The sequence below is a fragment of the Micromonospora sp. NPDC051924 genome (genome assembly GCF_055586005.1).
In genome coordinates this window covers 77,290-104,199 of the sequence record NZ_JBVJJA010000019.1, presented here as the reverse complement: position 1 = coordinate 104,199, position 26,910 = coordinate 77,290, and the positions used below count along the sequence as shown (strand labels likewise).

At 73.4% G+C, this 26,910-nt stretch carries 21 protein-coding genes; 15 read left to right on the top strand and 6 right to left on the bottom strand.

The window, feature by feature from the left end; translation table 11 throughout:
- Window positions 1-108: 108 nt before the first annotated feature.
- Window positions 109-1,977, bottom strand: coding sequence for a translational GTPase TypA (gene typA / locus ACZ6S5_RS17325; protein WP_466001443.1), 1,869 nt, complete (start codon window positions 1,975-1,977; stop codon window positions 109-111).
- 493 nt (window positions 1,978-2,470) lie between these two features.
- Between typA and ACZ6S5_RS17320 the strand changes: the two genes are divergently transcribed.
- Window positions 2,471-3,667 (top strand): S53 family peptidase, encoded by a 1,197-nt coding sequence (locus ACZ6S5_RS17320; protein WP_466001441.1) that lies wholly within the window; start codon window positions 2,471-2,473, stop codon window positions 3,665-3,667.
- 63 nt (window positions 3,668-3,730) lie between these two features.
- Here the strand turns inward: ACZ6S5_RS17320 and ACZ6S5_RS17315 are convergent, their stop codons facing one another.
- The gene (locus ACZ6S5_RS17315) at window positions 3,731-5,866 is read right to left on the bottom strand and encodes an MMPL family transporter (protein ID WP_466001439.1); all 2,136 of its coding nucleotides are present in this window, start codon (window positions 5,864-5,866) and stop codon (window positions 3,731-3,733) included.
- A gap of 120 nt (window positions 5,867-5,986) precedes the next feature.
- Here ACZ6S5_RS17315 and ACZ6S5_RS17310 point away from each other — a divergent pair, with 120 nt between their 5' ends.
- The 5 genes from ACZ6S5_RS17310 (at window position 5,987) to ACZ6S5_RS17290 (ending at window position 11,147) form a co-directional block, all read left to right on the top strand.
- Window positions 5,987-6,532 (top strand): MarR family transcriptional regulator, encoded by a 546-nt coding sequence (locus ACZ6S5_RS17310; RefSeq protein ID WP_466001506.1) that lies wholly within the window; start codon window positions 5,987-5,989, stop codon window positions 6,530-6,532.
- 4 nt (window positions 6,533-6,536) lie between these two features.
- Window positions 6,537-8,192: a CocE/NonD family hydrolase gene (locus ACZ6S5_RS17305; protein ID WP_466001437.1), complete on the top strand. Its 1,656-nt coding sequence runs from the start codon at window positions 6,537-6,539 to the stop codon at window positions 8,190-8,192.
- A 161-nt stretch (window positions 8,193-8,353) separates the two neighbouring features.
- Complete coding sequence (locus tag ACZ6S5_RS17300) at window positions 8,354-9,223, top strand: hypothetical protein (protein ID WP_466001435.1); 870 nt, start codon at window positions 8,354-8,356, stop codon at window positions 9,221-9,223.
- An 80-nt stretch (window positions 9,224-9,303) separates the two neighbouring features.
- Window positions 9,304-9,882 carry an ArsR/SmtB family transcription factor gene (locus ACZ6S5_RS17295; protein ID WP_466001433.1) on the top strand — a complete coding sequence of 193 codons (579 nt, stop codon included), beginning with the start codon at window positions 9,304-9,306 and terminating at the stop codon, window positions 9,880-9,882.
- A complete protein-coding gene (locus ACZ6S5_RS17290; protein WP_466001431.1) occupies window positions 9,879-11,147 on the top strand; it encodes an MFS transporter in 1,269 nt (422 codons plus the stop codon). The genes ACZ6S5_RS17295 and ACZ6S5_RS17290 overlap by 4 nt, the downstream gene beginning before the upstream one ends.
- Window positions 11,148-11,198: 51 nt before the next feature.
- Here the strand turns inward: ACZ6S5_RS17290 and ACZ6S5_RS17285 are convergent, their stop codons facing one another.
- Complete coding sequence (locus ACZ6S5_RS17285; RefSeq protein ID WP_091059998.1) at window positions 11,199-11,402, bottom strand: cold-shock protein; 204 nt, start codon at window positions 11,400-11,402, stop codon at window positions 11,199-11,201.
- A gap of 166 nt (window positions 11,403-11,568) precedes the next feature.
- On the opposite strand from ACZ6S5_RS17285, the gene ACZ6S5_RS17280 reads away from it, so the two are divergent.
- A complete protein-coding gene (locus tag ACZ6S5_RS17280; RefSeq protein ID WP_466001429.1) occupies window positions 11,569-12,255 on the top strand; it encodes a class I SAM-dependent methyltransferase in 687 nt (228 codons plus the stop codon).
- A 98-nt stretch (window positions 12,256-12,353) separates the two neighbouring features.
- Window positions 12,354-12,977, top strand: coding sequence for a DedA family protein (locus tag ACZ6S5_RS17275; protein ID WP_466001427.1), 624 nt, complete (start codon window positions 12,354-12,356; stop codon window positions 12,975-12,977).
- A gap of 48 nt (window positions 12,978-13,025) precedes the next feature.
- Here the strand turns inward: ACZ6S5_RS17275 and ACZ6S5_RS17270 are convergent, their stop codons facing one another.
- Both ACZ6S5_RS17270 and ACZ6S5_RS17265 read right to left on the bottom strand, forming a co-directional pair.
- A complete protein-coding gene (locus tag ACZ6S5_RS17270) occupies window positions 13,026-13,679 on the bottom strand; it encodes an MBL fold metallo-hydrolase (RefSeq protein ID WP_466001425.1) in 654 nt (217 codons plus the stop codon).
- An 8-nt stretch (window positions 13,680-13,687) separates the two neighbouring features.
- Window positions 13,688-14,404 carry a maleylpyruvate isomerase family mycothiol-dependent enzyme gene (locus ACZ6S5_RS17265; RefSeq protein WP_466001423.1) on the bottom strand — a complete coding sequence of 239 codons (717 nt, stop codon included), beginning with the start codon at window positions 14,402-14,404 and terminating at the stop codon, window positions 13,688-13,690.
- Between the two features lie 178 nt (window positions 14,405-14,582).
- Between ACZ6S5_RS17265 and rsgA the strand changes: the two genes are divergently transcribed.
- The 5 genes from rsgA (at window position 14,583) to ACZ6S5_RS17240 (ending at window position 22,858) form a co-directional block, all read left to right on the top strand.
- The gene (rsgA, locus tag ACZ6S5_RS17260; RefSeq protein ID WP_466001421.1) at window positions 14,583-15,662 is read left to right on the top strand and encodes a ribosome small subunit-dependent GTPase A; all 1,080 of its coding nucleotides are present in this window, start codon (window positions 14,583-14,585) and stop codon (window positions 15,660-15,662) included.
- A 211-nt stretch (window positions 15,663-15,873) separates the two neighbouring features.
- Window positions 15,874-18,819, top strand: a complete 2,946-nt coding sequence (uvrA, locus tag ACZ6S5_RS17255; protein WP_466001419.1) for an excinuclease ABC subunit UvrA — start codon at window positions 15,874-15,876, stop codon at window positions 18,817-18,819.
- A 153-nt stretch (window positions 18,820-18,972) separates the two neighbouring features.
- Window positions 18,973-19,458: a Rieske (2Fe-2S) protein gene (locus ACZ6S5_RS17250; protein WP_466001417.1), complete on the top strand. Its 486-nt coding sequence runs from the start codon at window positions 18,973-18,975 to the stop codon at window positions 19,456-19,458.
- Window positions 19,459-19,551: 93 nt separating this feature from the next.
- Window positions 19,552-21,492, top strand: coding sequence for an excinuclease ABC subunit UvrC (gene uvrC, locus ACZ6S5_RS17245; protein ID WP_466001415.1), 1,941 nt, complete (start codon window positions 19,552-19,554; stop codon window positions 21,490-21,492).
- A 715-nt stretch (window positions 21,493-22,207) separates the two neighbouring features.
- Window positions 22,208-22,858: a C39 family peptidase gene (locus tag ACZ6S5_RS17240; RefSeq protein ID WP_466001413.1), complete on the top strand. Its 651-nt coding sequence runs from the start codon at window positions 22,208-22,210 to the stop codon at window positions 22,856-22,858.
- 59 nt (window positions 22,859-22,917) lie between these two features.
- Here ACZ6S5_RS17240 and recQ read toward each other — a convergent pair whose 3' ends face one another.
- Window positions 22,918-24,759, bottom strand: a complete 1,842-nt coding sequence (gene recQ / locus ACZ6S5_RS17235) for a DNA helicase RecQ (RefSeq protein WP_466001411.1) — start codon at window positions 24,757-24,759, stop codon at window positions 22,918-22,920.
- 243 nt (window positions 24,760-25,002) lie between these two features.
- Between recQ and rapZ the strand changes: the two genes are divergently transcribed.
- Window positions 25,003-25,911, top strand: coding sequence for an RNase adapter RapZ (gene rapZ / locus ACZ6S5_RS17230; RefSeq protein WP_466001504.1), 909 nt, complete (start codon window positions 25,003-25,005; stop codon window positions 25,909-25,911).
- Window positions 25,908-26,891 carry a gluconeogenesis factor YvcK family protein gene (locus ACZ6S5_RS17225; protein ID WP_466001409.1) on the top strand — a complete coding sequence of 328 codons (984 nt, stop codon included), beginning with the start codon at window positions 25,908-25,910 and terminating at the stop codon, window positions 26,889-26,891. The genes rapZ and ACZ6S5_RS17225 overlap by 4 nt, the downstream gene beginning before the upstream one ends.
- The last annotated feature ends 19 nt before the right edge of the window (window positions 26,892-26,910 follow it).

The following is a 26,910-nucleotide window of genomic DNA, read 5'->3' as shown; positions in this document are numbered from 1 at the left end:
TTCATGATCAACGGCGCGGGCCGGCGAGGGTGGGCCAAGGGGAAAGGGGGGAGCCCGGCCGCCGGGTGGGCGGGCCGGGCTCCGGGATGGGGTGCCAGGGGTGCGGGGTCAGCCGGCGTGCTTGCGGCGGGCGGCGGTACGGGCCCGCTGGGTCTGGTCCAGCACGACCTTGCGGATGCGGACCGCGGCCGGGGTCACCTCGACGCACTCGTCCTCGCGGCAGAACTCGAGGGCCTGCTCCAGCGACAGCTTGCGCGGCGGGATCAGCTTCTCGGTCTCGTCCGCGGTCGACGACCGCATGTTGGTGAGCTTCTTCTCCTTGGTGATGTTGACGTCCATGTCGTCGGAGCGGGAGTTCTCACCGACGATCATGCCCTCGTACACCTCGGTGCCCGGCTCGACGAAGAGCTGGCCGCGCTCCTGGAGGTTGGTCATCGCGAACGCGGTGACGCTGCCCGTGCGGTCGGCGACCAGGGAGCCGTTGTTGCGGGTGCGCAGCTCGCCGAACCACGGCTCGTACGACTCGAAGACGTGGTGCAGGATGCCGGTGCCCCGGGTCTCGGTGAGGAACTCGGTGCGGAAGCCGATCAGGCCGCGCGCCGGCACCAGCCACTCCATCCGGATCCAGCCGGTGCCGTGGTTGACCAGCTGCTCCATCCGGCCCTTGCGGGTCGCGAGGAGCTGGGTGATCGCGCCCAGGTACTCCTCCGGGGCGTCGATGGTCAGCCGCTCGACCGGCTCGCAGGTCTTGCCGTCGATCTCCTTGGTGACCACCTGCGGCTTGCCGACGGTCAGCTCGTACTGCTCGCGGCGCATCTGCTCGACCAGGATGGCCAGGGCCAGCTCGCCGCGGCCCTGCACCTCCCAGGCGTCCGGACGCTCGGTGGGCAGCACCCGCAGCGAGACGTTGCCGACCAGCTCCTTGTCGAGCCGGTCCTTGACCATGCGGGCGGTGACCTTGGCGCCCTTGACCCGGCCGACCAGCGGCGAGTTGTTGGTGCCGATGGTCATCGAGATCGCCGGCTCGTCGACGGTGATCAGCGGCAGCGGGACCGGGTCCTCCGCGTCGGCGAGCGTCTCGCCGATCATGATCTCCGGGATGCCGGCGACGGCGATGATGTCGCCGGGGCCGGCGGAGTCGGCGGGCTTGCGCTCCAGGCCCTCGGTCATCAGCAGCTCGGAGATGCGGACCCGCTGGGTGCTGCCGTCGGTGCGGCACCAGGCCACGGTCTGGCCCTTGCTGATGGTGCCCTGCCGGACCCGGCACAGCGCCAGCCGGCCGAGGAACGGCGAGGCGTCCAGGTTGGTGACGTGCGCCTGCAGCGGTGCGTCCTCCTCGAACGCCGGGGCCGGGATGGTGTCCAGCAGGGTGCGGAACAGCGGCTCCAGGTTGTGGCTGTCGCTGGGCACCGCGCCGTCGGCCGGCTGGGTCAGCGAGGCGATGCCGTCGCGGGCGCAGGCGTAGACGATCGGGAAGTCGATCTGCTCCTCGTCGGCGTCCAGGTCGAGGAAGAGCTCGTAGGTGTCGTCCACGACCTCCTTGATCCGGGCGTCCGGGCGGTCCACCTTGTTGATCACCAGGATGATCGGCAGCCGGGCCTTGAGGGCCTTCCGGAGCACGAAGCGGGTCTGCGGCAGTGGGCCCTCGCTGGCGTCGACCAGCAGCACCACCCCGTCGACCATGGTCAGGCCGCGCTCGACCTCGCCGCCGAAGTCGGCGTGGCCCGGGGTGTCGATGATGTTGATGGTGACCGGGTCGGAACCATCCGCCGGCAGGTACCGCACGCCGGTGTTCTTGGCCAGGATGGTGATGCCCTTTTCCCGCTCGAGGTCCATCGAGTCCATGACCCGCTCGGTGACCTCACCGCGGGCGCCGTAGGCGCCGGCCTGCCGCAACATGGCGTCGACCAGGGTCGTCTTGCCGTGGTCGACGTGGGCGATGATGGCGACGTTGCGGAGGTCGGTGCGTAGCTGCATACCCTCCATACTCCTGTCTGCGGTTGCCGGGGCACGGGCCGGGGTCACCCCCGGGGCGCACCCGGATCTCTGCCGTAACTGCGGTGCCGACCGGTCCGGCGGCTGGCACGCCGGCCCCACCAGGGGCGGGAGCGGATGCCGACCTGCCAGGGCGGCGCAGGGGCCCGTCGTCCCCGCCGGTGCCGCCCGGTCGCCGCGACGGTCGCCCCGGTGGGACGGCGGTGATCTCCGGTCGGCCGGTGCCGGGAGGGGACGACCCCTGCTGCTGGTCGGCTTCCTAGCGTACGCGGCAGTGCCCGCACCGCTCCGACCCGAGCGGGGAAGTCGGGTGGTCGCGTGACAGGAGACACACCCGGCGGCGTTGTCGGGTAACACTCCGGCGGCCGAAAACGCTGCGGTCGCGATCGATCAACTTCCATTGCTTGCCCGGGGCAACGGGCTTACGCTTCCGCGCAGGTCAGCTCTTCCTTCCTCCTTCCTTTTGGAGAGCCACATGCGCGTCACCCGTCGCATGGCCGGCCTCGCCGTCGCGGCCACCGCCGCCACGTCCTGGCTGACCCTCGCCAATCCCGCCCAGGCCCAGTCCCCGACCGGCGTCACCCACGCCACCCTCCACTCCTGCCCCGCGCCGGTGGCCGGCAGCGCCTCCTGCCACGCCGTCGTGCGCACCGACACCACCCCCCTCAAGGGCGGCGTGACCCCCAACGCCACCCCCTCCGGCTACGGGCCGGCCGACCTCCAGTCCGCCTACAAGCTCCCGTCCTCCACCGCGGGCGCCGGGCAGACGATCGCGATCGTCGACGCGTTCGACGACCCGACCGCCGAGTCGGACCTCGCCGTCTACCGCAGCCAGTACGGCCTGCCGCCGTGCACCACCGCCAACGGCTGCTTCCGCAAGGTCGACCAGAACGGCGGGACCGCCTACCCGCGCAAGGACGGCGGCTGGGCGCAGGAGATCTCGCTAGACCTCGACATGGCCTCCGCGATCTGCCCCAACTGCAAGATCCTGCTGGTCGAGGCGAAGACCAACTCCTTCGCCAACCTCGGCGCCGCGGAGAACAAGGCCGCCCAGCTCGGGGCAAACGTGATCAGCAACAGCTACGGGGGCTCGGACGCGTCCGACGCCACCTACGGCTCGTACTTCAACCACCCGGGCGTCGCGATCACCGTCAGCTCGGGTGACGCCGGCTACGGCGTCGAGTACCCGGCCTCCTCGCACTACGTCACCGCGGTCGGCGGCACCTCGCTGACCCGGTCCACCAGCACCCGCGGCTGGACCGAGACGGTGTGGAAGGGCGCGGGCAGCGGCTGCTCGGCGTACAACACGGCGCTCGCCGGGCAGGCTTCCGTGGGCACCGGCTGCGCCAAGCGGGCGGTGGCCGACGTGTCCGCCGTCGCCGACCCGAACACCGGCGTCGCGGTCTACGACAGCACCGCCTACCAGGGGCTGTCCGGCTGGCTGGTGTTCGGCGGGACCAGCGTCGCCGCCCCGGTGATCGCCGGGGTGTACGGGCTGGCCGGCAACGCCGCCTCGATCGACAACAACTACCCGTACAGCCACACCGGCTCGCTGTTCGACGTCACCTCCGGCAGCAACGGCACCTGCCCCACCAGCCAGTGGTGCACCGCCCGTACCGGCTGGGACGGCCCGAGCGGCCTCGGCACCCCCAACGGCGTGGGCGCCTTCTGAGCCGCTGACGCGGCAGGGGCCCCGGCGGGCGACCGCCGGGGCCCCGTCGTCCGGGGGGCCGGCTCAGTCCCGGGCGCCGACCGGCTCCGCCGCAGCCGCGTCCCCGGCGGCCGGGATGTCGGGCTCGCGCCGGACCCGGCTCGGCCACCAGAACCGGTCCCCGAGCAGGAAGGCCAGGGCGGGCACGAGCACCGTTCGGACCAGCAGGGTGTCCAGCAGCACCCCGACGCAGACGATGATCCCGATCTGGGTGAGCGTGATCAGCGGGAGAACGCCGAGCACGGCGAAGACCGCCGCGAGCAGCACCCCGGCGCTGGTGATCACCCCGCCGGTGACCCGCAGCGCGGAGAGCATGCCGTCCCGGGTGCCGCTCCGGCGGGCGTCCTCCCGGGCCCGGGTGACCAGGAAGATGTTGTAGTCCACGCCCAGGGCCACCAGGAACACGAAGGCGAGCAGCAGCACCCCGCTGTCCAGCGCCGGGAAGCCCAGCACGTGGTCGAAGAGCAGCCACGCCGCACCCAGGCTGGCGAAGAACGACCCGATGACGGTCAGCACCAGCAGGACCGGGGCGACCAGGCCGCGCAGCAGCAGCACCAGCACGGCACCGACGAGCAGCAGGATGATCGGCAGGATCAGCCGCAGGTCCCGGGTGTTCGCCCGCTCCGCGTCGTACGTGGCGGCGACCGTACCGCCGACCACCGCGCCCGGTGGGGCGTCGGCGCCCGCGACCGCGGGCGGGGCGGAGTCCGGCACCGCGGCGACCGCGTCCCGCAGGGCCGCGACGGCCCGATCGGAGGCGGCGGTGCCGGGCTCGGCGTCGAGCACCACGTCGACCTGGGCGACCCGCTCGCCGGCCGGGCCGGGCCGGGCGGCGGCCACCCCGTCGATCGCGCCGGCGGCGGCCAGCACGGCCGGTGCGGCGCCGGGGTTGGTGAGCACCGCCACCGGCTGGGTGGTCCCGGCCGGGAAGGCCCGGGCCAGGGTCTCCGCGCCGGCCACCGCCTCCGGCTTCGCCCGGAACTGCTCGGTCTCCGACAGCCCGGTGCGGATCCCGAGACCGCCCAGGGCCAGGCCGGCCAGCAGCAGCGTGGCCAGCGCCGCGACCGGTGCCGGGCGGCGGATCACCGCGGCGCCCAGCCGACCCCAGATCCGGCCCTCGCGCGCCGCGGCACCGAGCCGGGGTACGAACGGCCAGAACAGCCCCCGACCGAAGAGCACCAGGGCGGCGGGGAGCACGAACAGCGCGGAGAGCATGGCGAGCACGACGCCGGTGGCGCAGGCCACCGCGAGCGCCCGGTTGGTCTCCTGCTCGGACAGCAGCAGGGTGAGCACGCCGAGGACGACGGTGGAGCCGCTGGCCAGGATCGGTTCGGCGGTCCGGCGCAGGGCCGCCCGCATCGCGGTGAACCGGTCCTCCGCATGGCGCAGCTCCTCCCGGTAGCGGGCGATCAGCAGCAGGGCGTAGTCGGTGGCCGCGCCGAAGACGAGGACGCTGGCGATGCCGGTGACCTGGCCGTCCTGCAGGTGGATGCCGAGCGCCGGGACGATGGTGTCCACGGCACGCAGGGTGACCTGCTCGGTCGCGGCGACCACGAGCAGCGGCACGATCCACAGGAACGGGCTGCGGTAGGTGACCAGGAGCAGCAGCGCCACCACCGCGGCGGTGACCGCGAGCAGGGTGATGTCGGCGCCCTCGAACACCTTGGTGAGGTCGGCGGTGAAGGCGGGCGCGCCGGTCACCTGCACGGTCAGCGCGTCGGGCAGGTCGGCCAGCGCGGCCCGGAGTCGGGTGACCTCGTCGACCACGGCCTGCTGGCCGCCGGTGGTGGACAGCGGTACGGCGACGAGCGCGACCGTGCCGTCGGGGGAGAGCTGGGCCGGGGCGACCCGGCCGCCGACCGCGAGCCGGCCGAGCGTGCCCGACGCGCCGGCCAGGGTGGCCCGGTCGGCCTCGCTCAGCGGTGCCCTGTCGGCGCGGCTGACCACGACCACGGCGGGCTGGACGTCGCTGGAGGGCAGCTGGTCCTGGAGGCGCTCGACCTGGGTGGACTGCCACTCGACGGAGAGGCCGGTGGCGGAGACGGGGTCGGGGTTGGCGGGCCGGGGCAGCCCGAAGACGACCGCCCCCACGACGAGTGCGGCGGCCACGGTGAGCCAGGCGGCCAGCCGGCCCCGGGCGACGCGGGTGAACAGTGACATGGGGATGCCCATCATTCTCGGCAGACGAGTATCTTGATGAGCGAGATTATCGGCGGAGGCTCTATGCTGCAACCGGACAGCTCGGACAGGGGGCATCGACGAGACGTGGCAGCGCACGGCATGTACCGGCGGCGGGACGACCCGCGCGGACGGATGATCGCGGACATCACCAACGACCTGCGGCGCTACTCGGTGGACGCGCAGCACATCGGGCACGCGTTCGCCGGCCTGCACGGGCTCAACGCCACCGACCTGCACGCGCTGATCGCCGTGATGGACGCCGAGCTGGTCGGTGACCCGATCACCCCGGGGCGGCTGGGGGAGCGGCTCAACCTCTCCTCCGGCTCGGTGACGGCGCTGATCGACCGGCTGGAACGGGCCGGCCACATCCGCCGCGACCGGGACACCGCCGACCGGCGCAAGGTCTTCCTGCACTACGCCGACCGGGGCGCCGAGCTGGCCCGCAGCTTCTTCGCCCCACTCGGCCGGCGCACCGACGACGTGATGGCCCGGTACACCGACGAGGAACTCGCGGTCGTGCACCGGTTCATGACCGACATGGTGGCCTCGATGCGCGAGCACCGGGACGCCGTGCGCGCGGCCCGCGGCGAGCCCGCGAAGCGCGGGGCGGCGGACCCCGGCGCTCCCGGGCCCGCCGCCGGCTGATTCCGTGGACCGGTTCGTCACCCGGCTCGCCGGGGCGGCGCTGCGGCTGCCGGCCGCCCGTACCCGGCGGGTCGCGGTGACCCGCGACATCCCGGTCCGGGTCCGCGACGGCGTCCCGCTGCGTACCGACCACTACGCCCCGGACCTGCCGGGCGCGCCAGCCGTGCTGGTCCGCACCCCGTACGGGCGGGGTGGGCCGGTGCGGTTGCTCGGGCGGCTGCTCGCCGAGCGCGGCTTCCACGTGGTCATCCAGTCCTGCCGGGGCACCTACGGCTCCGGCGGCGAGTTCGCCCCGCTGGTGCACGAGCGCGACGACGGCCTGGACACCCTGGAATGGCTTCGCCGACAACCCTGGTGGACCGGGGTGTTCGGCATGTTCGGCGCCAGCTACCAGGGGTTCGTGCAGTGGGCGGTGGCCGCCGAGGCCGCCGACGAGCTGTGCGCGATGGTCGCGGTGGTGACCGCCTCGGCCACCCGCGACTCGACGTACGCGGGGGAGTCGTTCGCCCTGGACACCGTGCTCACCTGGGCCGAGCTGCTCCAGGCGCAGACCGTGCCGTGGCTGGCCCGGCAGTGGGAGCTCAAGCGCGGCCAGCCGCGGTTGACCCGGGCGCTGGCCCACCTGCCGCTCGCCGAGGCCGACCGGATCGCCACCGGGGCGACCGTGCCGTTCTTCCAGGAGTGGCTGCGGCACCACACGCCGGACGCCGACTACTGGCGGCTGCGGTGCTTCGGCGACCGGATCACCGAGGTGCGCGCCCCGGTGGCGATGGTCAGCGGGTGGCAGGACATCTTCCTCCCCGCCCAGCTCGACGACTACGCCCGGCTTCGGGCGGCCGGCGCCCGGCCCCGGCTCACCATCGGCCCGTGGACCCACGGCAGCCCGGGACTGCTCGTCGCCGCCCTGCGGGAGGGCCTCGACTGGCTCGACGAGCACCTCGCCGGCCGTCCCGCGCGCCGCCGCGCCCCGGTCCGGGTGCACGTCGGCGGCGCGGGCGGCGGCTGGCGGGACCTGCCCGACTGGCCGCCGCCGGCCGTGCCGACGCGGTGGCACCTGCACGCCGGCCGGGTTCTCGACCCCGATCCGCCGGCCGACTCCCGGCCCGACCGGATCTGGTACGACCCGGCCGACCCGACGCCGTCGCTGGGCGGTCCGCTCCTGGTCGCGCAGCGGGCCGGGGCGGTGGACAACCGGCCGGTGGAGGCGCGGCCGGACGTGCTGACGTACACCGGCGCGCCGCTGGACGCGCCGATGGAGGTGGTCGGCCCGGTGCAGGCCGAGATCCACCTCCGCAGTGAACTGTCCTACCTGGATGTCTTCGTTCGGCTCTGCGACGTGGACCGCCGGGGTCGGTCGTGGAACGTGTGCGACGGCCTGGTCCGGGTGGCGCCCGGCCGGTTCGCCGCGGATCCGGCCGGCGTGGTCCGGGTGCCGGTCACCCTCTGGCCCGTGGCGCACCGCTTCGCTCCCGGTCACCGACTGCGCCTCCAGGTCTCCGGCGGCGCCCACCCGCGCTACGCGCGCAACCCCGGCACCGGGGAGCCGCTCGGCACGGCGGTCACTCTGCGTGCCGGATGGCGTGAGGTCCTGCACGACCCCGCGCACCCTTCGGTCATCGTGCTCCCGGTGGCGCCGCCACCGTCCACAGCCGCCCCATAGTTCCAGATAGTGCCTCTGAGCTGGGCAGACATCCGGAACTGCGGATACTCTCGGGGCAAGTGCCCGGCGCTGCGCATGATCTCGGACGGGCGTATCCGCAGCACGCTCCCTCACGTGCGGTGATGGCCACGCCCGGCCGTGCCCCATCGAAGGGGGAACGCGTGACGACTGCCCCGCAGAACCTGTTGACCGTCCGGAGCCTGCTGCTCACCTACCTCAACGTCGACAAGAACGCCGTCCGGGCCGCGGACCTCGAGCCCGGCGAGGTCGGCATCGTCGGCGACGCCAACCACCGCGGTGGTTACCACTGTGGCTCCGACCGGGTGGTGGCGAACGACTACTCCGTCGTCGAATCCCGCCGGGACTCCGCCGGGCTGACGCTCGACGCGTCGGCGCTGGACGTCGGGATGTTCACGGTCGTCGCCGGCGGCCGGACCCACGACCTGCGCACCTTCTCGACGTGGTTCGTCGCGCAGTGCGTCGCCGGGGCCGCCGACACCCGGGACATCCGGGAGATCATCTACTCCCCGGACGGCGTGACCGTGCGGCGCTGGGACCGGCTGGGCAAGCGGACCAGCGGCGACTCCAGCCATCTGACCCACACCCACTTCAGCTTCTTCCGCGACTCGACCAAGGCGGGCCGGGACCAGACCCCGCTGTTCCGCCGCTACCTCATCGCCATCGGCCTGATCGAAGGAGACGACATGAGCGCGCAGGCAGAGAGCGAGATCCACCAGGTCTACGCCGGCATGTTCTACGGCGGGTCGAGCATGGGCCGCAGCGTCGACCCGGACGGCACCGGCCCGCAGCCCAGCGCGAACAGCCTGGTGGCCAAGCTCGACTACCTCATGCTGCGGCTGGACCAGCTCGCCGCGCAGGTGAGCGTGCTCTCCGGCAAGGACTTCACCGACGAGCAGGCGATCGTCACCGGCGTGCTCGCCGGGCTGCCGCCGGAGAAGATCGCCCAGGCGATCCCCCCGCAGCTGGCCAAGGACGTCGCCGACGAACTCGCCCGGCGGATGGTCGCCTGACCGGGGCGCGCCGGGCCGGTCGCGGGAAGATTAAGCAAGAAACATTGCGCAACGCCTCTTGCGAATGTCAGGCTGTCGGCATGACCGACCCCGAGGTTCGCCACGTCACCGACTCCCGCGTCCTCGCGGCGCTCGCCCACCCGCTGCGCCGCCGCCTGATGGACGTGCTCAAGGTGTACGGCCCGACCACCGTCGGAGTGCTCGCCGAGCGGACCGGTCAGGCCCCCGCCAACGTCAGCCACCACCTCAAGATGCTGGCCGCCGCCGACCTGGTGGCGGAGGCACCCGAGCTGGCCCGGGACCGCCGGGAGCGGTGGTGGCGGCTGCGGGACCGGGGGGTGCGCTGGTCCAACACGGACTTCGACGCCGACCCCGCCGCCCGCGCGGTGGCCGACGCCGCCAGCTCGCTCAACCTGGACCGGCACACGGCTCTGGTCCGGGCCTGGCACGCCGCTGGCGACGACGCCCACGCGGCCTGGGGCGAGGGACCGTTCAGCACCGACAAGTGGCTGCACCTCACCCCGGACGAGCTGGCGCAACTCGGGCGCGAGGTGATCGAGCTGTTCGCCCGCTGGGCCGACCGCCCGGTCTCCGACGACGACGGGCAGCGGCGCGAGCCGGTCTTCCTGTTCGCCCACGGCGTCCCGGCCCAGCCGTGACCACCCTGGCCCGTACGCCCGCGCCCGCGCGGCCGGGCGGCCTGCTGCGGCACCGCGACTTCCGGCTGCTCTGGGCCGGGCAGACGGTCAGCGCGGTCGGCAGCAACGTGACTGCCGTGGCGCTGCCGCTGGTCGCGGTGGCCGTGCTCGACGCGAGCACCTTCCAGGTCGCGGTGCTCACCGCCGCCGCCTGGCTGCCCTGGCTGCTGGTCGGGCTGCCCGCCGGGGCCTGGGTCGACCGGATCCGCCGCCGCCCGGTGATGATCGCCTGCGACCTGGTCTCGGCGGTGCTGTTCCTCAGCGTCCCCGCCGCCGCCCTGCTCGGTCTGCTCACCGTCGGCCAGCTCCTGGTCGTGGCGCTCGGCGCCGGCCTGGCCCGGGTCTTCTTCGAGACCGCCGACCAGGTGTACCTGCCGGTGCTGCTGCGGCCCGAGGAGGTGCCCGAGGGGAACGCGAAGCTGCACGCCACGCAGACCGCCAGCTACCTGGTCGGCCCCGGGCTGGCCGGCCTGATCGCCCAGCTCGCCGGTGCGGTGACCGCGGTGCTGCTCGACGCCCTGAGCTTCCTGATCTCCGCCCTGTGCCTCGGGCGCATCCGCGCGGTCGAACCCCGGCCCGGTCGACCCGACGGGGCCACCTCGCTGCGCCGCGAGGTCCTCGACGGGCTGCGGTTCGTGGTCCGCGACCCGTACCTGCGGGTGCTGACCGTGTTCGGGGCGGCCAGCAACATCGGGCTCACCGGCTACCAGGCCGTCCTGGTGGTCTTCCTGATCCGCGCGGCCGAGCTGCCGGCCGGCCTGGTCGGCCTGCTGATCGGACTGGCGAGTGTGGGCGGGATCGTCGGAGCCGGCCTGGCCACCGGGCTGGCCCGGCGCCTCGGCTCCGCCCGCGCCCTGCTGCTCGCCGCCCTGCTCACCGGGCCGCCCGCCCTGCTCATCCCGCTCGCCGGCCCGGGCCCGCGGGTGGCCTGGCTGGTGCTCGGCGGGGCCCTGGTCAGCCTCGGGGTCGCGGTGGGCAACGTGGTCAAGGGCAGCTTCCGGCAGACGTACACCCCGCACCGGCTGCTCGGCCGGGTGACGGTGAGCATGCAGCTGCTGAACTACGGCACGATCCCGCTGGCCGCGGTGGCGGCCGGGGCGCTGGGCGCCGCGTGGGGGCCGGCCGGGGCGATCCGGCTGATGACCGCCTGGCTGGCGCTGACCCCGCTGATCCTGCTGGTCGGGCCGCTGCGGCGGCGGCGAGACCTGCCGGTTGCGCCGGCCTGACGGTGCGCTGCGACGGCGGTCGGGGGTCCGACCGCCGTCGCCGGCACGGAGCTACATCGGACGGACGTTGTCCGCCTGCGGGCCCTTCTGCCCCTGGGTCACCTCGAACTCGACCTTCTGGCCCTCGTTCAGCTCGCGGTAGCCGCCTGACTGGATGGCCGAGTAGTGGACGAACACGTCCGGACCCCCGCCGTCCTGCTCGATGAAGCCGAAGCCCTTTTCCGAGTTGAACCACTTGACCGTGCCGGTTGCCATGCGTCTCTCCCTGTTCAAAGCGGGTGAGCACCGGCCGCGGCCGGTGATCGCCCTGTACTTTCCCGACAGTAACCGGCCGAACGGGGATCCGCTGCCGGAAGTGCCGGCGCGCCCCGGGAATACCCGCCGAGCGGGAAAAAGGCCCCGGCTCGGGCCGGGTCGGGGCATGCTTGCCCCGGTGAGGGAACAGACGGCGCTGGCCGACCTGGAACGGGAGATCGCCGCGCCCGGCGGGGGCATGGACGGGCTCCGGCTGGTCGCCACGCCGTTCGTGCCGGAGGTCCGGCTGCACCTGGCCGAGGACGCCATCCTCTGGTGGGCCCGGATGGAGGCGGCGGCCGGCCGGTCCCTGCCACCGCCGTACTGGGCCTCGGTCTGGGCCGGCGGTCAGGCACTGGCCCGCCACCTGCTGGACCACCCCGAGCTGGCCGCGGGCCGCCAGGTGCTCGACCTGGCCAGCGGCTCCGGGCTGGTGGCCATCGCCGCCGCGCTCGCCGGGGCCGACCGGGTGGCCGCCAACGACGTCGACCCGTACGCGGTCGCCGCCGTCACGGTCAACGCGCGCGCCAACAGGGTGGCCGTGGCCGCCATCGGCGGCGACCTGCTGGACGCCCCGGTCAGCGCCGACCTGCTGCTGGCCGGGGACATGCTCTACGACGCCGACCTGGCCGCGCGGGTGCTGCCGTTCCTGCAGCGGGCCGCCGAACGGGGCGTCGAGGTGCTGGTCGGCGACCCGGACCGGGGGCACCTGCCACCGGACCGGCTGGAGGTGGTGGCCAGCTACCCGGTGCCCACCACCGAGCCCTCGGTCGACTCCCCGGTACGCCGGGTCCACGTGCTCCGCCCCCGCTGAGCGGGCCGCCGGTCGGGGCGACCCCTAGACGGTTTCAGGGTCGGATAGGGGATCGAGCCCGATGCGTGCGGCGCGCCGGCGGCCGTAGCGTACCCATCATGACGGATCTGCTGGCTCAGGTCGGCGAGCTGCCCACCGCCTGCCTCATGGCGGCGCTCGGCGTGGTCATGCTCGCCGACGCCGTACCCCTGCTCGGGGTGCTGGTGCCCGGCGACGCCGCGGTTCTCGCGGCGGTCGCCACGGGCCGGCCGGCGACCGGGATCGCCGCCGTCGCGGCGGTGGTGGCCGGCTGCCTCGCCGGCTGGTCGCTGAGTTTCCTGGCCGGCCGGCGTTGGGGCGCGTCGCTGCGGGAAAGCCGGCTGGGCGGCTGGATCGGCGAGTCGCGGTGGGCCGCGGCGGAGGCGGTGCTGCGCCGCGGCGGCGGCCGGATGGTGCTGGTCGCGCCCTTCCTGCCGGTGCTCAACGCGCTGCTGCCGCTGGCCGCGGGCGGCCTGCGGATGTCGTACCGGAGGTTCGTCGCAGCGGCGGCGGTCGGCGCGACCCTCTGGGCCGGCCTCTACGTGCTCCTCGGCACCGCGGCCCGGGCGCTGACCGCCCTGCTGCCCGGCGCGCCCAGCCCGGCGCTGGTCACCATGGCCGTCGGGCTGCTGCTGGCCGCCCCCGTGCTGATCGGTATGCGGCGCCGGATCCGCGCGATGGTCGCGGCGGAGCCCCGGGCCTGAGCTCCGGTCGCCGGGCGCGGGAGCGGGTGCGCCCGGCGAGCCGGGAGGTCACCAGCCGCGAGCCCGCCACTGCGGCAACGCCGGGCGCTCGGCGCCCAGGGTGCTGTCCTTGCCGTGCCCCGGATAGAACCAGGTCTCGTCGGGCAGCCGGTCGAACAGCTTCCGCTGCACGTCGTCGATGAGCTGCGCGAACCGCTCCGGGTCCTGGTGGGTGTTCCCCACGCCACCGGGGAAGAGCGAGTCGCCGGTGAACAGGTGCGGGACGCCGGACGGGTCGCGGTAGAGCAGCGCGACCGAGCCCGGGGTGTGCCCCGTGAGGTGGATCACCTCCAGGGCGCAGTCGCCGACCGGGACGGTGTCGCCCTCGCGCAGCGGCTCGGCCTCGATCGGCAGGCCCTCGGCGTCGTCGGCGTGCACCAGCGGGCGGGCGCCGGTCTTGGCGACCACCTCCTCCAAGGCCACCCAGTGGTCCATGTGCTGATGGGTGGTGACCACCGCGCTCAGCCCGCCGTCGCCGACCAGGTCGAGCAGCCGGGGCGCCTCGTTCGCGGCGTCGATCAGCACCTGCTCGCCGGTCTCCCGGCAGCGCAGCAGGTAGGCGTTGTTGTCCATCGGACCCACCGACACCTTGGTGATGGTGAGCCGGTCGAGCTCGCGGACGTCCGGCGCACCGCCGGGCGTGACGTCTCCGGTGTAGGTCATGAGGACTTCTATATCCATTCCGGTGGGGTCGGCAGGGGACCGTCGGGGGTGACCGTGAGCACCTCGCCGGCGCTGCGGCCGATCAGCCACGCGGCGAGTTCCGGCACGGGGCCGGTGACCGTCGGCGCCCCCTCGGGATCGCCCACGACGAGTTCGTGTCGGACGCCGTCGAAGCGCAGCACCATCGCCGGCGCGTCCGGGTTGTCGGCCAGCCCGGTCGCCACCTCGTGCAGCAACCGCTGGGCGAACGCCTCCGACCAGTCCGCCGGCCGATAGCCCGCGCCGAGGTCCACGTGGTGCACCTCGATCTCCCGTAGCCGGCCCCAGACCAGCGTCGCCGCCGGCCACGGGCCGCGCCGGGTCTGCACGGTGGCCGCCCACGCCTCCACCGGCATCTCCTCGACCGCCGCCGCGAACCGTGCCGAGCTGCGGCGCAGGTCGTCGAGGAGGTCGGCGGGGCCACGGCCGGCGCCGGCCTCGATGTCGGCGGCCCGGGCCTCCGGGCTGGCGTACATCGGGATCGGCTCGCCGGTGCGGGCGGCGGTGAGCAGGTTGACGAAGGCGTCGGCGTTGCGGGCCAGGTGGGTCAGCACGTGTCCGCGGGTCCAGCGCGGCAGCAGGGACGGGGCGGCCACGTCCGCGGCGCCGAAGCCGGCCACGGTACGCAGGAGTCGGGCCGTGGCGTCCTCGACCTCCCCGGTCAGCAACAGCGGATCGCTGGTCACCCATCGACCCTAGCGGTACGGCGTCGCCGCGTCGCCGGGGAAATCGCTTTCGGCGCGTCGGCGCGCCCCTTACCGTCGGCGTCGAACGCGGCACCGGGAGTCGGAGTGGAGGTGGTGAGCATGCCGGTCGTAGCACGCGTGTTCCGCCATGAACCCCCTCGACACCGATGAGGACACCATGACCATCGACCTGACCGCCCTCGGCTGGGACGCCGACCGGGCGGCACACGTGGAACGTCGTACCGATCGGCGACCGGGCCGGGTGGCCCGCGTCGACCGCGGGATCTGCACCGTGCTGTGCCGGGAGGGTCCGGTCCGGGCCAGCCTGGGCGGCGCGGTGCTGGCCGCCGCCGCCCGCGACCTGGCCGCGCTGCCCTGCGCCGGGGACTGGGTGCTGCTGGCCAGCTGGCCGGACGGACCGGTCACCGTCGAGACGGTGCTGCCCCGCCGTACCGCGCTGATCCGCCGGACCGCCGGCAAGGACGCCAGCGGCCAGGTGCTGGCCGCCAACCTCGACACCGCCGCGGTGGTGGAACCGGTCCACCCCGAGCCGGACGCGGCCCGGATCGAACGGCTGCTCTCCCTGGCCCACGAGTCCGGCGCCGAGCCGCTGATCGTGCTCACCAAGGCGGACCTGGCCGCCGACCCGGAGGCGGTGGCCCGGCAGCTCGCCGCCCTCGCCCCGGGGGTGCCGGTGCTGCCGGTCAGCGCCGAGCGGGGCACGGGGCTGGACCCGCTGCGCCGGCACGTCGCGTCCGGGCGCACCCTCGGCCTGCTCGGCCCCTCCGGGGCGGGCAAGTCGAGCCTGGTCAACGCGCTGGCTGGGGCGGAGGTGATGCGGACCCAGGCGATCCGGCGGGTGGACGGCAAGGGCCGGCACACCACCACCTGGCGGTCGCTGCTGCCGATCCCGGGCGGCGGCGCCGTGCTGGACACCCCGGGCGTACGGGCGGTCGGCCTGCTGGACGGCTCGGCCGGCCTGGACCGGGCCTTCGCCGACATCGCCGAACTCGCCACCGGCTGCCGGTACGCCGACTGCGCGCACGACGCCGAGCCGGCCTGCGCGGTGCGGGCGGCGCTGGAGAGCGGCGAGCTGCCGTTCCGGCGCTGGGAGAGCTGGCGCCGGCTCCAGCGGGAGGTGACGTTCGAGAGCCGACGGCGGGAGACCCGGCTGGCCGCCCAGCGGCGGGGGAGCTGGCGGGGGGAGCGGCGGCGGACCGCGCGTCCGACGCCGCCGCCCGGGCCCGGGGGATTCTGACCGTGTGGGCGCGAGACGGTCGGGCGGGGCGTCACGCGCTCCGCCCGACCGTGCTGAGCTGGGGGAATGTGCGCGCGACGAAGTTTGTCGTACCTCAGGGCTAGAGTTGCCCAGGCGTATTTCTGCGCCTCGACAACCCTCGAAAACCGCTCAGACCACGCTCCGAGCGGACAGATCCGCCTCACATTCTTCTTCCGGGAGCACACGCACCGTGGCCGACCGACTGATCATCCGTGGCGCGCGCGAGCACAACCTGCGTGACGTCAGTCTCGACCTGCCCCGGGACGCCCTGATCGTCTTCACCGGGCTCTCCGGGTCGGGCAAGTCGAGCCTGGCGTTCGACACCATCTTCGCCGAGGGCCAGCGGCGCTACGTCGAGTCGCTGTCCTCGTACGCCCGGCAGTTCCTCGGCCAGATGGACAAGCCCGACGTCGACTTCATCGAGGGCCTGAGCCCGGCGGTCTCCATCGACCAGAAGTCCACCTCGCGCAACCCGCGCTCCACGGTCGGCACGATCACCGAGGTCTACGACTACCTCCGCCTGCTCTTCGCCCGGATCGGCGAGCCGCACTGCCCGATCTGCGGCGAGCGGATCTCGAAGCAGAGCCCGCAGCAGATCGTCGACCGGGTCCTCGCCATGGCCGAGGGCACCCGGTTCATGGTGCTCGCCCCGGTGGTGCGCGGCCGCAAGGGCGAGTACGTCGACCTCTTCGCCGAACTCCAGTCGAAGGGCTACGCGCGGGCCCGGGTCGACGGCGTGGTGCACCCGCTGACCGAGCCGCCCAAGCTCAAGAAGCAGGAGAAGCACACCATCGAGGTGGTCATCGACCGGCTCAGCGTCAAGCCGAGCGCCAAGCAGCGGCTGACCGACTCGGTCGAGGCGGCGCTCGGGCTCTCCAGCGGCATCGTCCTGCTCGACTTCGTCGACCTGGCGGAGGACGACTCGGAGCGGGAGCGCCGCTACTCCGAGCACCTGGCCTGCCCCAACGACCACCCGCTCGCGATCGAGGACCTGGAGCCGCGAGTCTTCTCCTTCAACGCCCCGTACGGCGCCTGCCCGGAGTGCACCGGCCTGGGCACCAAGAAGGAGGTCGACCCGGAGCTGGTCATCCCGGACCCGGAGCGCACCCTGCGCGAGGGGGCCATCCAGCCCTGGGCGAACGGGCACAACCTGGAATACTTCCTGCGCCTGCTGGAGGCCCTCGGCGAGGCCGAGCACTTCGACCTCGACACCCCGTGGCGCAAGCTGCCGTCCCGGGCGCAGAAGACGATCCTGCACGGCTCCGACGACCAGGTGCACGTCCGCTACCGCAACAAGTACGGCCGCGAGCGTTCCTACTACACCGGCTTCGAGGGTGTGGTGCAGTGGATCGAGCGGCGGCACTCGGACACCGAGTCGGAGTGGTCGCGGGACAAGTACGAGGGCTACATGCGGGACGTGCCCTGCGCGGCCTGCGGCGGCGCCCGGCTCAAGCCCGAGGTGCTCGCGGTCACCCTGGCCGGCAAGAGCATCGCCGAGGTCTGCAACCTCTCCGTCGGCGAGGCCGCCGACCTGCTCGCCGGCATCGAGCTGACCGACCGGCAGAAGATGATCGCCGAGCGGGTGCTCAAGGAGATCAACGCCCGGCTGAAGTTCCTGCTCGACGTCGGGTTGGACTACCTCTCCCTGGACCGCCCGGCGGGCACCCTGTCCGGCGGCGAGGCGCAGCGCATCCGGCTCGCCACCCAGATCGGCTCCGGCCTGGTGGGCGTGCTGTACGTGCTCGACGAGCCGTCCATCGGCCTGCACCAGCGCGACAACCACCGGCTGATCGAGACCCTGCTGCGGCTGCGCGGGCTGGGCAACACGCTGATCGTGGTCGAGCACGACGAGGACACCATCCGGGTGGCCGACTGGATCGTGGACATCGGCCCGGGCGCGGGCGAGCACGGCGGCCGGATCGTGCACAGCGGCTCGGTGCCGGCCCTGCTGGAGAACGAGGAGTCGGTCACCGGGGCGTACCTGTCGGGGCGGAAGGTGATCCCGACGCCGGCCGGGCGGCGGCCGCAGACCCCGGGCCGGGAGCTGGTGGTGCACGGGGCGCGCGAGCACAACCTGCGCAACCTCACCGTGAGCTTCCCGCTCGGCCAGCTCATCGCGGTCACCGGGGTCAGCGGTTCCGGCAAGTCGACCCTGGTCAACGACATCCTCCACGCGGTGCTGGCCAACCAGATCAACGGCGCCCGGCTGGTCCCCGGCCGGCACACCCGGATCAGCGGACTGGAGCACGTGGACAAGGTCGTCGGCGTGGACCAGTCGCCGATCGGGCGGACCCCGCGGTCGAACCCGGCCACCTACACCGGCGTCTGGGACCACATCCGCAAGCTCTTCGCCGAGACCACCGAGGCCAAGGTCCGGGGGTACGGCCCGGGCCGGTTCTCGTTCAACGTCAAGGGCGGGCGCTGCGAGGCGTGCTCCGGCGACGGCACGATCAAGATCGAGATGAACTTCCTCCCGGACGTCTACGTCCCCTGCGAGGTGTGCAAGGGCGCCCGGTACAACCGGGAGACCCTGGAGGTGCACTACAAGGGCAGGACGGTTGCCGAGGTGCTGGACATGCCGATCGAGGAGGCGGCGGAGTTCTTCTCCGCCATCCCGGCCATCCACCGCCACCTCAAGACCCTGGTCGACGTCGGTCTCGGGTACGTCCGGCTGGGCCAGCCGGCCCCGACCCTGTCCGGCGGCGAGGCGCAGCGCGTCAAGCTCGCCTCCGAGCTGCAGAAGCGCTCCACCGGGCGGACCGTCTACGTGCTCGACGAGCCCACCACCGGCCTGCACTTCGAGGACATCCGCAAGCTGCTGATGGTGCTGGAGGGCCTGGTCGACAAGGGCAACACGGTGATCACCATCGAGCACAACCTCGACGTGATCAAGACGGCCGACTGGATCATCGACATGGGCCCGGAGGGGGGCCACCGGGGCGGCACGGTCCTGGCGACCGGCACCCCCGAGGAGGTCGCCGAGGTGCCGGAGAGCCACACCGGGCAGTTCCTCCGCCCGATGCTCAGGCTCGACGGCGAGGCGAAGGGCGCCGCCGCGGCCACCACCCGGGCCGCCAAGGCCAACGGCGTCACCCGGTCGCGGAGCAGCCGCAAGGTCCCCGCCGGGGCACGCTGACCCGGGCGTACGACGGGCGGGCCGGGACAACCGGCCCGCCCGTTTTCGGTGTCCATGTCGTGACGCGTCAGTATGAACCGTGCGCGACCGGGTTGCGTGTCCCCCAGTGTGGCCGCAGATCATGACAGGCGACAGCCGAGAGAAAGGCCGGACATGAGTGACGACCAGGAGTTGACCGGGCCGGGTACGCGGACACGCCGGGCCCTGCTCGCGGGCGCCGGCGCGGTCGGCGCGGCGGTGGTACTGGCCGCCTGCGGCAGCGACGACCAGGGCTCGGGCACCTCCACGCCCACCAGCGGCGGCCCCGGCGCGACCGGCGCCGGCGACGCCGAGGGCGGCAACCGGGACAGCACCGGTCCACTGGCCCGGACCACCGACATCCCGGTCGGTGGCGGGGCGGTGTTCGCCAGCAAGGGCGTGGTGATCACCCAGCCGAAGGCGGGGGAGTTCAAGGGCTTCGACCCGATCTGCACCCACCAGGGCTGCCCGGTGTCGAACGTCGACGGCGGCACGATCAACTGCACCTGCCACGGCAGCAGGTTCTCCATCGAGGACGGCTCGGTGAAGCAGGGCCCGGCCACCCGGCCGCTGGCGTCGAAGAACCTCAAGGTCACCGGGGAACAGATCACCCTGGCCTGACCGGTCCGCCGCGCCTCCCCGGCCCGCGGGCGTCGGACCGGGGGAGCGCGCGGCGGCGGTGGCCTGTCGGGGGCGCGGACTAGGCTTGCTGACGTGGCTGACCCCTCGACCTACCGTCCCGCGCCCGGCACGATCCCGGAGTCGCCAGGGGTCTACCGCTTCCGCGACGGCACCGGTCGGGTGATCTACGTCGGCAAGGCGCGAAACCTGCGCAGCCGGCTCAACTCCTACTTCGCCGACCCGGTCAACCTGCACCAGCGCACCCGGCAGATGGTCTTCACCGCCGAGTCGGTGGACTGGATCACCGTCGCCACCGAGGTCGAGGCGCTCCAGCAGGAATACACCTGGATCAAGCAGTACGACCCGAAGTTCAACGTCCGCTACCGCGACGACAAGTCGTACCCGTACCTGGCGGTCACGCTGGACGAGGAGTACCCGCGGCTGCAGGTGATGCGGGGCGCCAAGCGCAAGGGGGTGCGCTACTTCGGGCCGTACTCGCACGCCTGGGCGATCCGCGAGACGCTGGACCTGCTGCTGCGGGTCTTCCCGGCGCGGACCTGCTCCTCCGGGGTGTTCAAGCGGGCTGGCCAGGTGGGGCGGCCGTGCCTGCTGGGCTACATCGGCAAGTGCTCCGCGCCCTGCGTCGGCAGCGTCACCGCCGAACGGCACCGGGAGATCGTCAACGGCTTCTGCGACTTCATGGGCGGCCGCACCGACACCATGGTCCGCAAGCTCGAACGGGAGATGTTGGAGGCCAGCGAGCAGCTCGAGTTCGAGCGGGCGGCCCGGCTGCGCGACGACATCGCGGCGCTGCGGCGGGCCATGGAGAAGCAGACCGTGGTGCTCGGCGACGGCACCGACGCCGACGTGGTGGCCTTCGCCGACGACCCCCTGGAGGCCGCCGTCCAGGTCTTCCACGTCCGCGACGGGCGGGTGCGCGGCCAGCGCGGCTGGGTGGTGGAGAAGACCGAGGAGGTCACCACCGGCGACCTGGTGCACCACTTCTGCACCCAGGTCTACGGCGGCGAGCAGGGCGAGGCCGACGTCCCCCGCGAGCTGCTCGTCCCCGAGCTGCCCGGCGATGTGGACGCGCTCGCCGACTGGCTCTCCACCCGCCGGGGCAGCCGGGTGTCGCTGCGGGTGCCGCAGCGCGGCGACAAGCGGTCCCTGCTGGAGACGGTGGAGCGCAACGCCAAGGACGCGCTCGCCCGGCACAAGCTCAAGCGCGCCGGCGACCTGACCACCCGCAGCAAGGCCCTCGACGAGATCGCCGACGCGCTCGGCATGCGCACCTCGCCGCTGCGGATCGAGTGCTTCGACGTCTCCCAGATCCAGGGCACCGACGTGGTCGCCAGCATGGTCGTCTTCGAGGACGGGCTGCCCCGCAAGAGCGAATACCGGCGGTTCATCGTCCGTAACGCCACCGATGACCTCTCCGCCATGTCCGAGGTGCTGCGCCGTCGCTTCGCCCGTTACCTCGACGCCCGTGCCGAGACCGGCGAGATCGGCGAGGAGACCGCCGGCGACCCGGACCGGCCGGGCATCGACCCCACCACCGGCCGGCCGCGCAAGTTCGCGTATCCGCCGCAGCTGGTCGTCGTCGACGGTGGCGCCCCGCAGGTGGCGGCGGCCGCGCAGGCCCTCGCCGAACTGGGCATCGACGACGTGGCGCTCTGCGGCCTGGCCAAGCGGCTGGAGGAGGTCTGGCTGCCCGACGACGACTTCCCCGTCATCCTGCCGCGCACCTCGGAGGCGCTCTACCTGCTCCAACGCGTACGGGACGAGGCGCACCGGTTCGCCATCACCTTCCACCGCCAGCGCCGCTCCAAGCGGATGACCGAGTCGGCGCTCGACAACATCCCCGGCCTCGGCGAGGTACGCCGCAAGGCGCTGCTGCGGCACTTCGGCTCGCTCAAGCGCCTCTCCGCCGCCACCGTCGAGGAGATCACCGAGGTGCCCGGCGTGGGCCGGCGTACCGCCGAGGCGATCCTCGCCGCCCTCGACGAGAACGCCAGGCCCACCCCCACCGCCTGACCGTCGCGCCCTGGCCGAGCGCCGAGATCCGCACGAGATCGGCGAAAGCGCTGCCTCCCGGCGGCTGGAGGCAGCACTTTCAGGGAGGTTGCGCAGATCTTGGGGGCGAGCCCCGGGTGGGACGGCCGGTCCGGGTTCGGGTTCGCCGGTGGTGGGCGTTTGGGGTGAATGTCCGGGTGGGCGTCCGACCCGTGCGGTTGTGCCTGTGCGTTGATCGACTCTTGGTGCCGCAAGCGGCGCTATCCGGGGCGGTGGAGGCGCCGATATGCCGCGGCCCGAGTCGATCACCCCTGACAGACACCGCACGCGTCGAATGTCCGGATCGCCGGGGCGGGGATGTCCTCCGCCGGCCCCGGATGGGTGGTTCGTGGGCGGGTGTCGCGTGGTCGGGGCCACTCGCACGGCGGAATCATGCCGGGGGCGGGGTCGTTGAACATGGCAGACCGCGCGGCAACCCCCGCCCCCACGGGCGCGGCGGGCCGCCGGTCGGAATGACCGGCCACCGGCCGTCGTTACCTCCCCCGGACCGCGAACACTGGTCCCGCCGGTGAGGCCACCGGGAATCACCCCCGGCCCCCGGTCGTTACACCCCCGGGCCACCCGAGCAGGTCACCCCCGACCGCCGGGCCCGCCCCTCCCAAGACCTTTTCACGCGGCACCACCGCACCCCCTTCGCGGCCGCCGCGAAACCCCCGAATGGAAGGCGTGACTCATCATGGCCACCACTCTGCTTCGCAAGACCGTCCTGACCGCTGCCGGCTTCGCCGCCACCGCCGGCGGGATCGCCGGCCCCGCCATCGCCGCGCACGCCGCCGAGGCCAAGCCGACGGCGCAGGTGCAGACCGAGCGCAAGCCCGGCGGCGAGCGGGAGCTCAACGTCCGCTACGAGGCGCAGCCGAACTTCTACTACTGCGGCCCCGCCGCCACCCGCAACGCCCTCTCCGTCCAGGGCAAGGCCATCGACGTGGACGCCATGGCCAAGGAGATGGGCACCACCGAGGCCGGCACCAACTCCATCAACGACATCACCCCGGTGCTGAACAAGGAGACCGGCCGCAACGCGTACCACAGCACCGAGATGCCGGTGGACAAGGTCGACGCCAAGCACGTCGAGCAGCTGCGCGCCGACATCGTCAAGGCCGTGGACGACGGCCGGGCCGTGGTGGCCAACATCGCGGGCACCGCGACCGACACCGACGGCAACACCCACTCCTTCGAGGGGGGCCACTACATCAGCGTGGTCGGCTACCGCGACGGTGGGAAGGTCGTGACGATCGCCGACTCCGCCAACCCGGACATGGCCTCGTACCGGATCGACGTGGACGCCCTGGCGCACTGGATCGCCAGCCGCGGCTACAGCTCCTGACGCTGAGGCAGTGACGAAGGGCCCGACCCCATCACGGGGTCGGGCCCTTTCGGCTTGTCTCAGGACTCGGCGAGGACCGCGAGGATCGCCTCGCCGTACTTGGCGAGCTTGTTCTCGCCGACACCGTTGATCCGGGACAGCTCGGCCAGGGACGCGGGCGCGTCGGCGGCGACCTGCCGCAGGGTGGCGTCGTGGAAGATCACGTACGCGGGAACGCCCTGCTCCTTCGCGGTGGCCGCCCGCCAGGCGCGCAGCCGTTCGAAGACTGGCACCGCGGCCGGGGCGAGGTCGGCGACGACGGTCGCCGCGCCGCGCGGCTTGGCGGACCGGGTGGACGCGGGCCGCTCCGGCTCGCGCCGCAGGGTGACCGTACGCCGGCGGCCCAGCACCTCGCCGCTGGCCTCGGTGAGCGCGAGGGTGCCGTAGTCGCCCTCGACGGCGAGCAGGCCCTCGGCGAGCAGCTGCCGGACCACCCCTCGCCACTCCGCCTCGCGCAGCTCGGCGCCGATGCCGAAGGTGGTCAGCGAGTCGTGGCCGTACTGGTCGATCTTGTCGGTGCGCTTGCCGAGCAGGATGTCGATGCTGTGCCCGGCGCCGAACCGCTGGTTGCGCTCGCGGTCGAGCCGGTAGACGGTGGAGAGCAGCTTCTGCGCGGCGACCGTGCCGTCCCAGGACTCCGGCGGCTCCAGGCAGGTGTCGCAGTTGCCGCAGCCACCGGTGTCGGTCTCGCCGAAGTATTCGAGGAGTTGGGCGCGGCGGCAGCGGACCGTCTCGCAGAGGGCGAGCATCGCGTCCAGGTGGGTGGCGAGGTTGCGCCGGTGCGCCAGGTCGCCCTCGGACGTCTCGATCATCTTGCGCTGCTGCACCACGTCCTGGAGCCCGTACGCGAGCCAGGCGGTCGACGGCAGCCCGTCCCGCCCGGCGCGGCCGGTCTCCTGGTAGTAGCCCTCCACCGACTTGGGCAGGTCGAGGTGGGCGACGAAGCGTACGTCCGGCTTGTCGATGCCCATGCCGAAGGCGATGGTGGCGACCATGACCAGCCCGTCCTCCCGGAGGAAGCGCTGCTGGTTGGCCGCCCGGGTCGTCGCGTCCAGCCCGGCGTGGTAGGGCAGCGCCGGGATGCCGTTCTGCACCAGGAAATCGGCGGTCTTCTCCACCGAGGCGCGGGACAGGCAGTAGACGATGCCGGCGTCGCCCGGGTGCTCGTCGTGCAGCAGGCCGAGCAGTTGCTTGCGCGGCTCCCGCTTCGGCGCGATCCGATACTGGATGTTGGGCCGGTCGAAGCTGGCCACGAAGTGCCGGGCGTCGGTGAGCTGGAGCCGGGTGGCGATCTCGGTGCGGGTGGCCCGGGTCGCGGTGGCGGTCAGCGCGATGCGCGGCACCCCCGGCCACCGCTCGTGCAGCATCGACAGGTTGAGGTAGTCCGGGCGGAAGTCGTGCCCCCACTGCGACACGCAGTGCGCCTCGTCGATCGCGAACAGCGCGATCCGGCCCCGCTCCAGCAGGGCGACGGTGGAGCGGACCGCGAGTGCCTCCGGCGCGAGGTAGAGCAGGTCCAGCTCGCCGGCGAGGAAGGCCGCCTCCACCCGGCGCCGCTCGGTGAGGTCCTGGGTCGAGTTGAGGAAGCCGGCCCGGACGCCGACGGCGGTGAGCGCGTCGACCTGGTCCTGCATCAGCGCGATCAGCGGTGAGACGACCACCGCGACGCCGTCCCGCACCAGCGCCGGGATCTGGTAGCAGAGCGACTTGCCGCCACCGGTGGGCATCAGCACCAGCGCGTCGCCGCCGGCCACCACGTGCTCGACGACCTCCTGCTGGAAGCCGCGGAAGGCGTCGTACCCGAACACCCGGTTGAGCACCCGCAGCGCGTCCTCGGTCCGCTGACCGGTGGGGGAGACCATCCGCGCAGTCTACGAGCGTCCCCCGACACCGCCCGACCAGCGACGAGCGCGTCGCGGCCCGGGACCCGGCGATCGCCGGCCGCGACACCGGCAAATCGGGCAACTGCGTGTTCCGGTCGTCACCCCGTGGAATCCCGGACGGGTGTGCAGCCGTTAGAGTCGCTGACTGACCATGCGCGGCCGAACGGCCGCGGCGCCACGGCTTGGGGGTAACGGGTGAGCGAGGCGCGGACGGGCGACCTGGTGCCGACCGGTACGGAGAAAGCCCTCGGACAGCCGGCGCCGGCCGAGGCGGAGACCACCCTGGTGGTGGTCACGGGCCTCTCCGGCGGCGGCCGCAGCACGGTGGCCCGGGCGTTGGAGAACGTCGGCTACTACGTGGTCGACAACCTGCCCCAGGCGCTCCTGCTCGACATGGCTGAGCTGGCCTTCAAGGCCGGCGGCGCGGCCCGGCGTACGGCCATGGTGCTGGACGTGCGCTCCCGCGCCTTCTCCACCGATCTGGCCGGGGCGATCCGGGAGCTGCGCGAGCGCGGCTTCCAGCCCCGGGTGGTCTTCGTCGACGCCGACGACGACGTGCTCATCCGCCGGTTCGAGAGCGTCCGCCGGTCCCACCCGCTGCAGGGCGACGGCCGGCTGGCCGACGGCATCGCCGTCGAGCGCGCCCTGCTGGAGGAGGCCCGGGACCAGGCCGACGTGATCATCGACACCAGCCACCTCAACGTCAACCAGCTCCGTCGCCGGGTCGAGGAGCTGTTCGGCGGGGAGGACTCCCGCCGGCTGCGGATCACCGTGCTCTCCTTCGGCTTCAAGTACGGCCTCCCGCCCGACGCCGACTTCGTGATGGACGCCCGGTTCCTGCCCAACCCGTACTGGGTGCCGGAGCTGCGCGAGCACACCGGGCGCGAGGAGGCGGTCAGCGCGTACGTGCTGGGCCAGGAGGGCGCGGACGCCTTCGTGGCCGGTTACGCGGACCTGGTCAACGCCACCACCGCCGGCTTCGAGCGGGAGGGGAAGCGCTACCTGACCGTCGCCGTCGGCTGCACCGGCGGCAAGCACCGCAGCGTCGCGATCGCCGAGGAGTTGGCCGCCCGGCTGCGCCAGTCCGGCATCGCCGCCAACCCCCAGCACCGGGATCTGGGGCGGGAATGACCCCGATCAGGGTGGTCGCCTTCGGCGGCGGGCACGGGCTCTCCGCGTCGCTGCGCGCGCTGCGGCGCTGCGTACCCGAACTCGACCTGGACATCACCGCGGTGGTCACCGTCGGCGACGACGGCGGCTCCAGCGGCCGGCTGCGCGCCGAGCGCGGCGGGCTGCCCCCGGGTGACCTGCGGCAGGCGCTGGTCGCCCTGGCCGGCGACCACCCGGCCACCCGGCGCAGCGCCGCGCTGTTCCAGCACCGCTTCGAGGCGGGCCTGGCCCACGTGACCGGCGGTGCGGCGGACTCGCTCGCCGGGCACGCGGTCGGCAACCTGCTGATCTGCGGGCTGATGGAGCTGCTCGGCGACCCGGTGGCGGCGCTCGACCACGCCGGCGCGATGCTCGGCGCGGTCGGCCGGGTGCTGCCGATGTCGCGCCAGCCGGTCGGCATCGAGGCTCAGGTGCGCGGCGCCGACCCGGCCCACCCCGACGAGGTACGCACGCTGCGCGGCCAGCACCAGGTGGCGGTCACCTCGGGGCGGGTCGAGTCGCTGCGGCTCACCCCGGCCGCCCCGGCGGCCTGCGCGGAGGCGCTGACCGCGGTACGCGACGCGGACTGGCTGATCTTCGGCCCGGGCAGCTGGTACACCAGCGTCCTGCCGCACCTGCTGGTGCCGGGGCTGGCCGACGCGATCGTGTCCAGCTCGGCGCGCCGGCTGGTGACCCTCAACCTGGTGGCGGAGAAGGAGACCCACGGGCTCTCCCTGGCCGACCATCTGGACACCCTCGGGCGCTATCTGCCCGAGCTGAAGGTGGACATGGTGCTGGCCGATTCGACGGCGGTGGGTGACCCCGAGGCGGTCGGGCGTGCGGCAGAATCGCTGGGTGCCCGGCTGGTCCTCGCCCCCGTCGCCGTCCCGGACGGCACGCCCCGCCATGATCCGGCCGCGCTGGGCGCCGCGCTGGTGCCTGTCCTGGGCGCCGATCGTTAGACACGTACGTAATCACCGG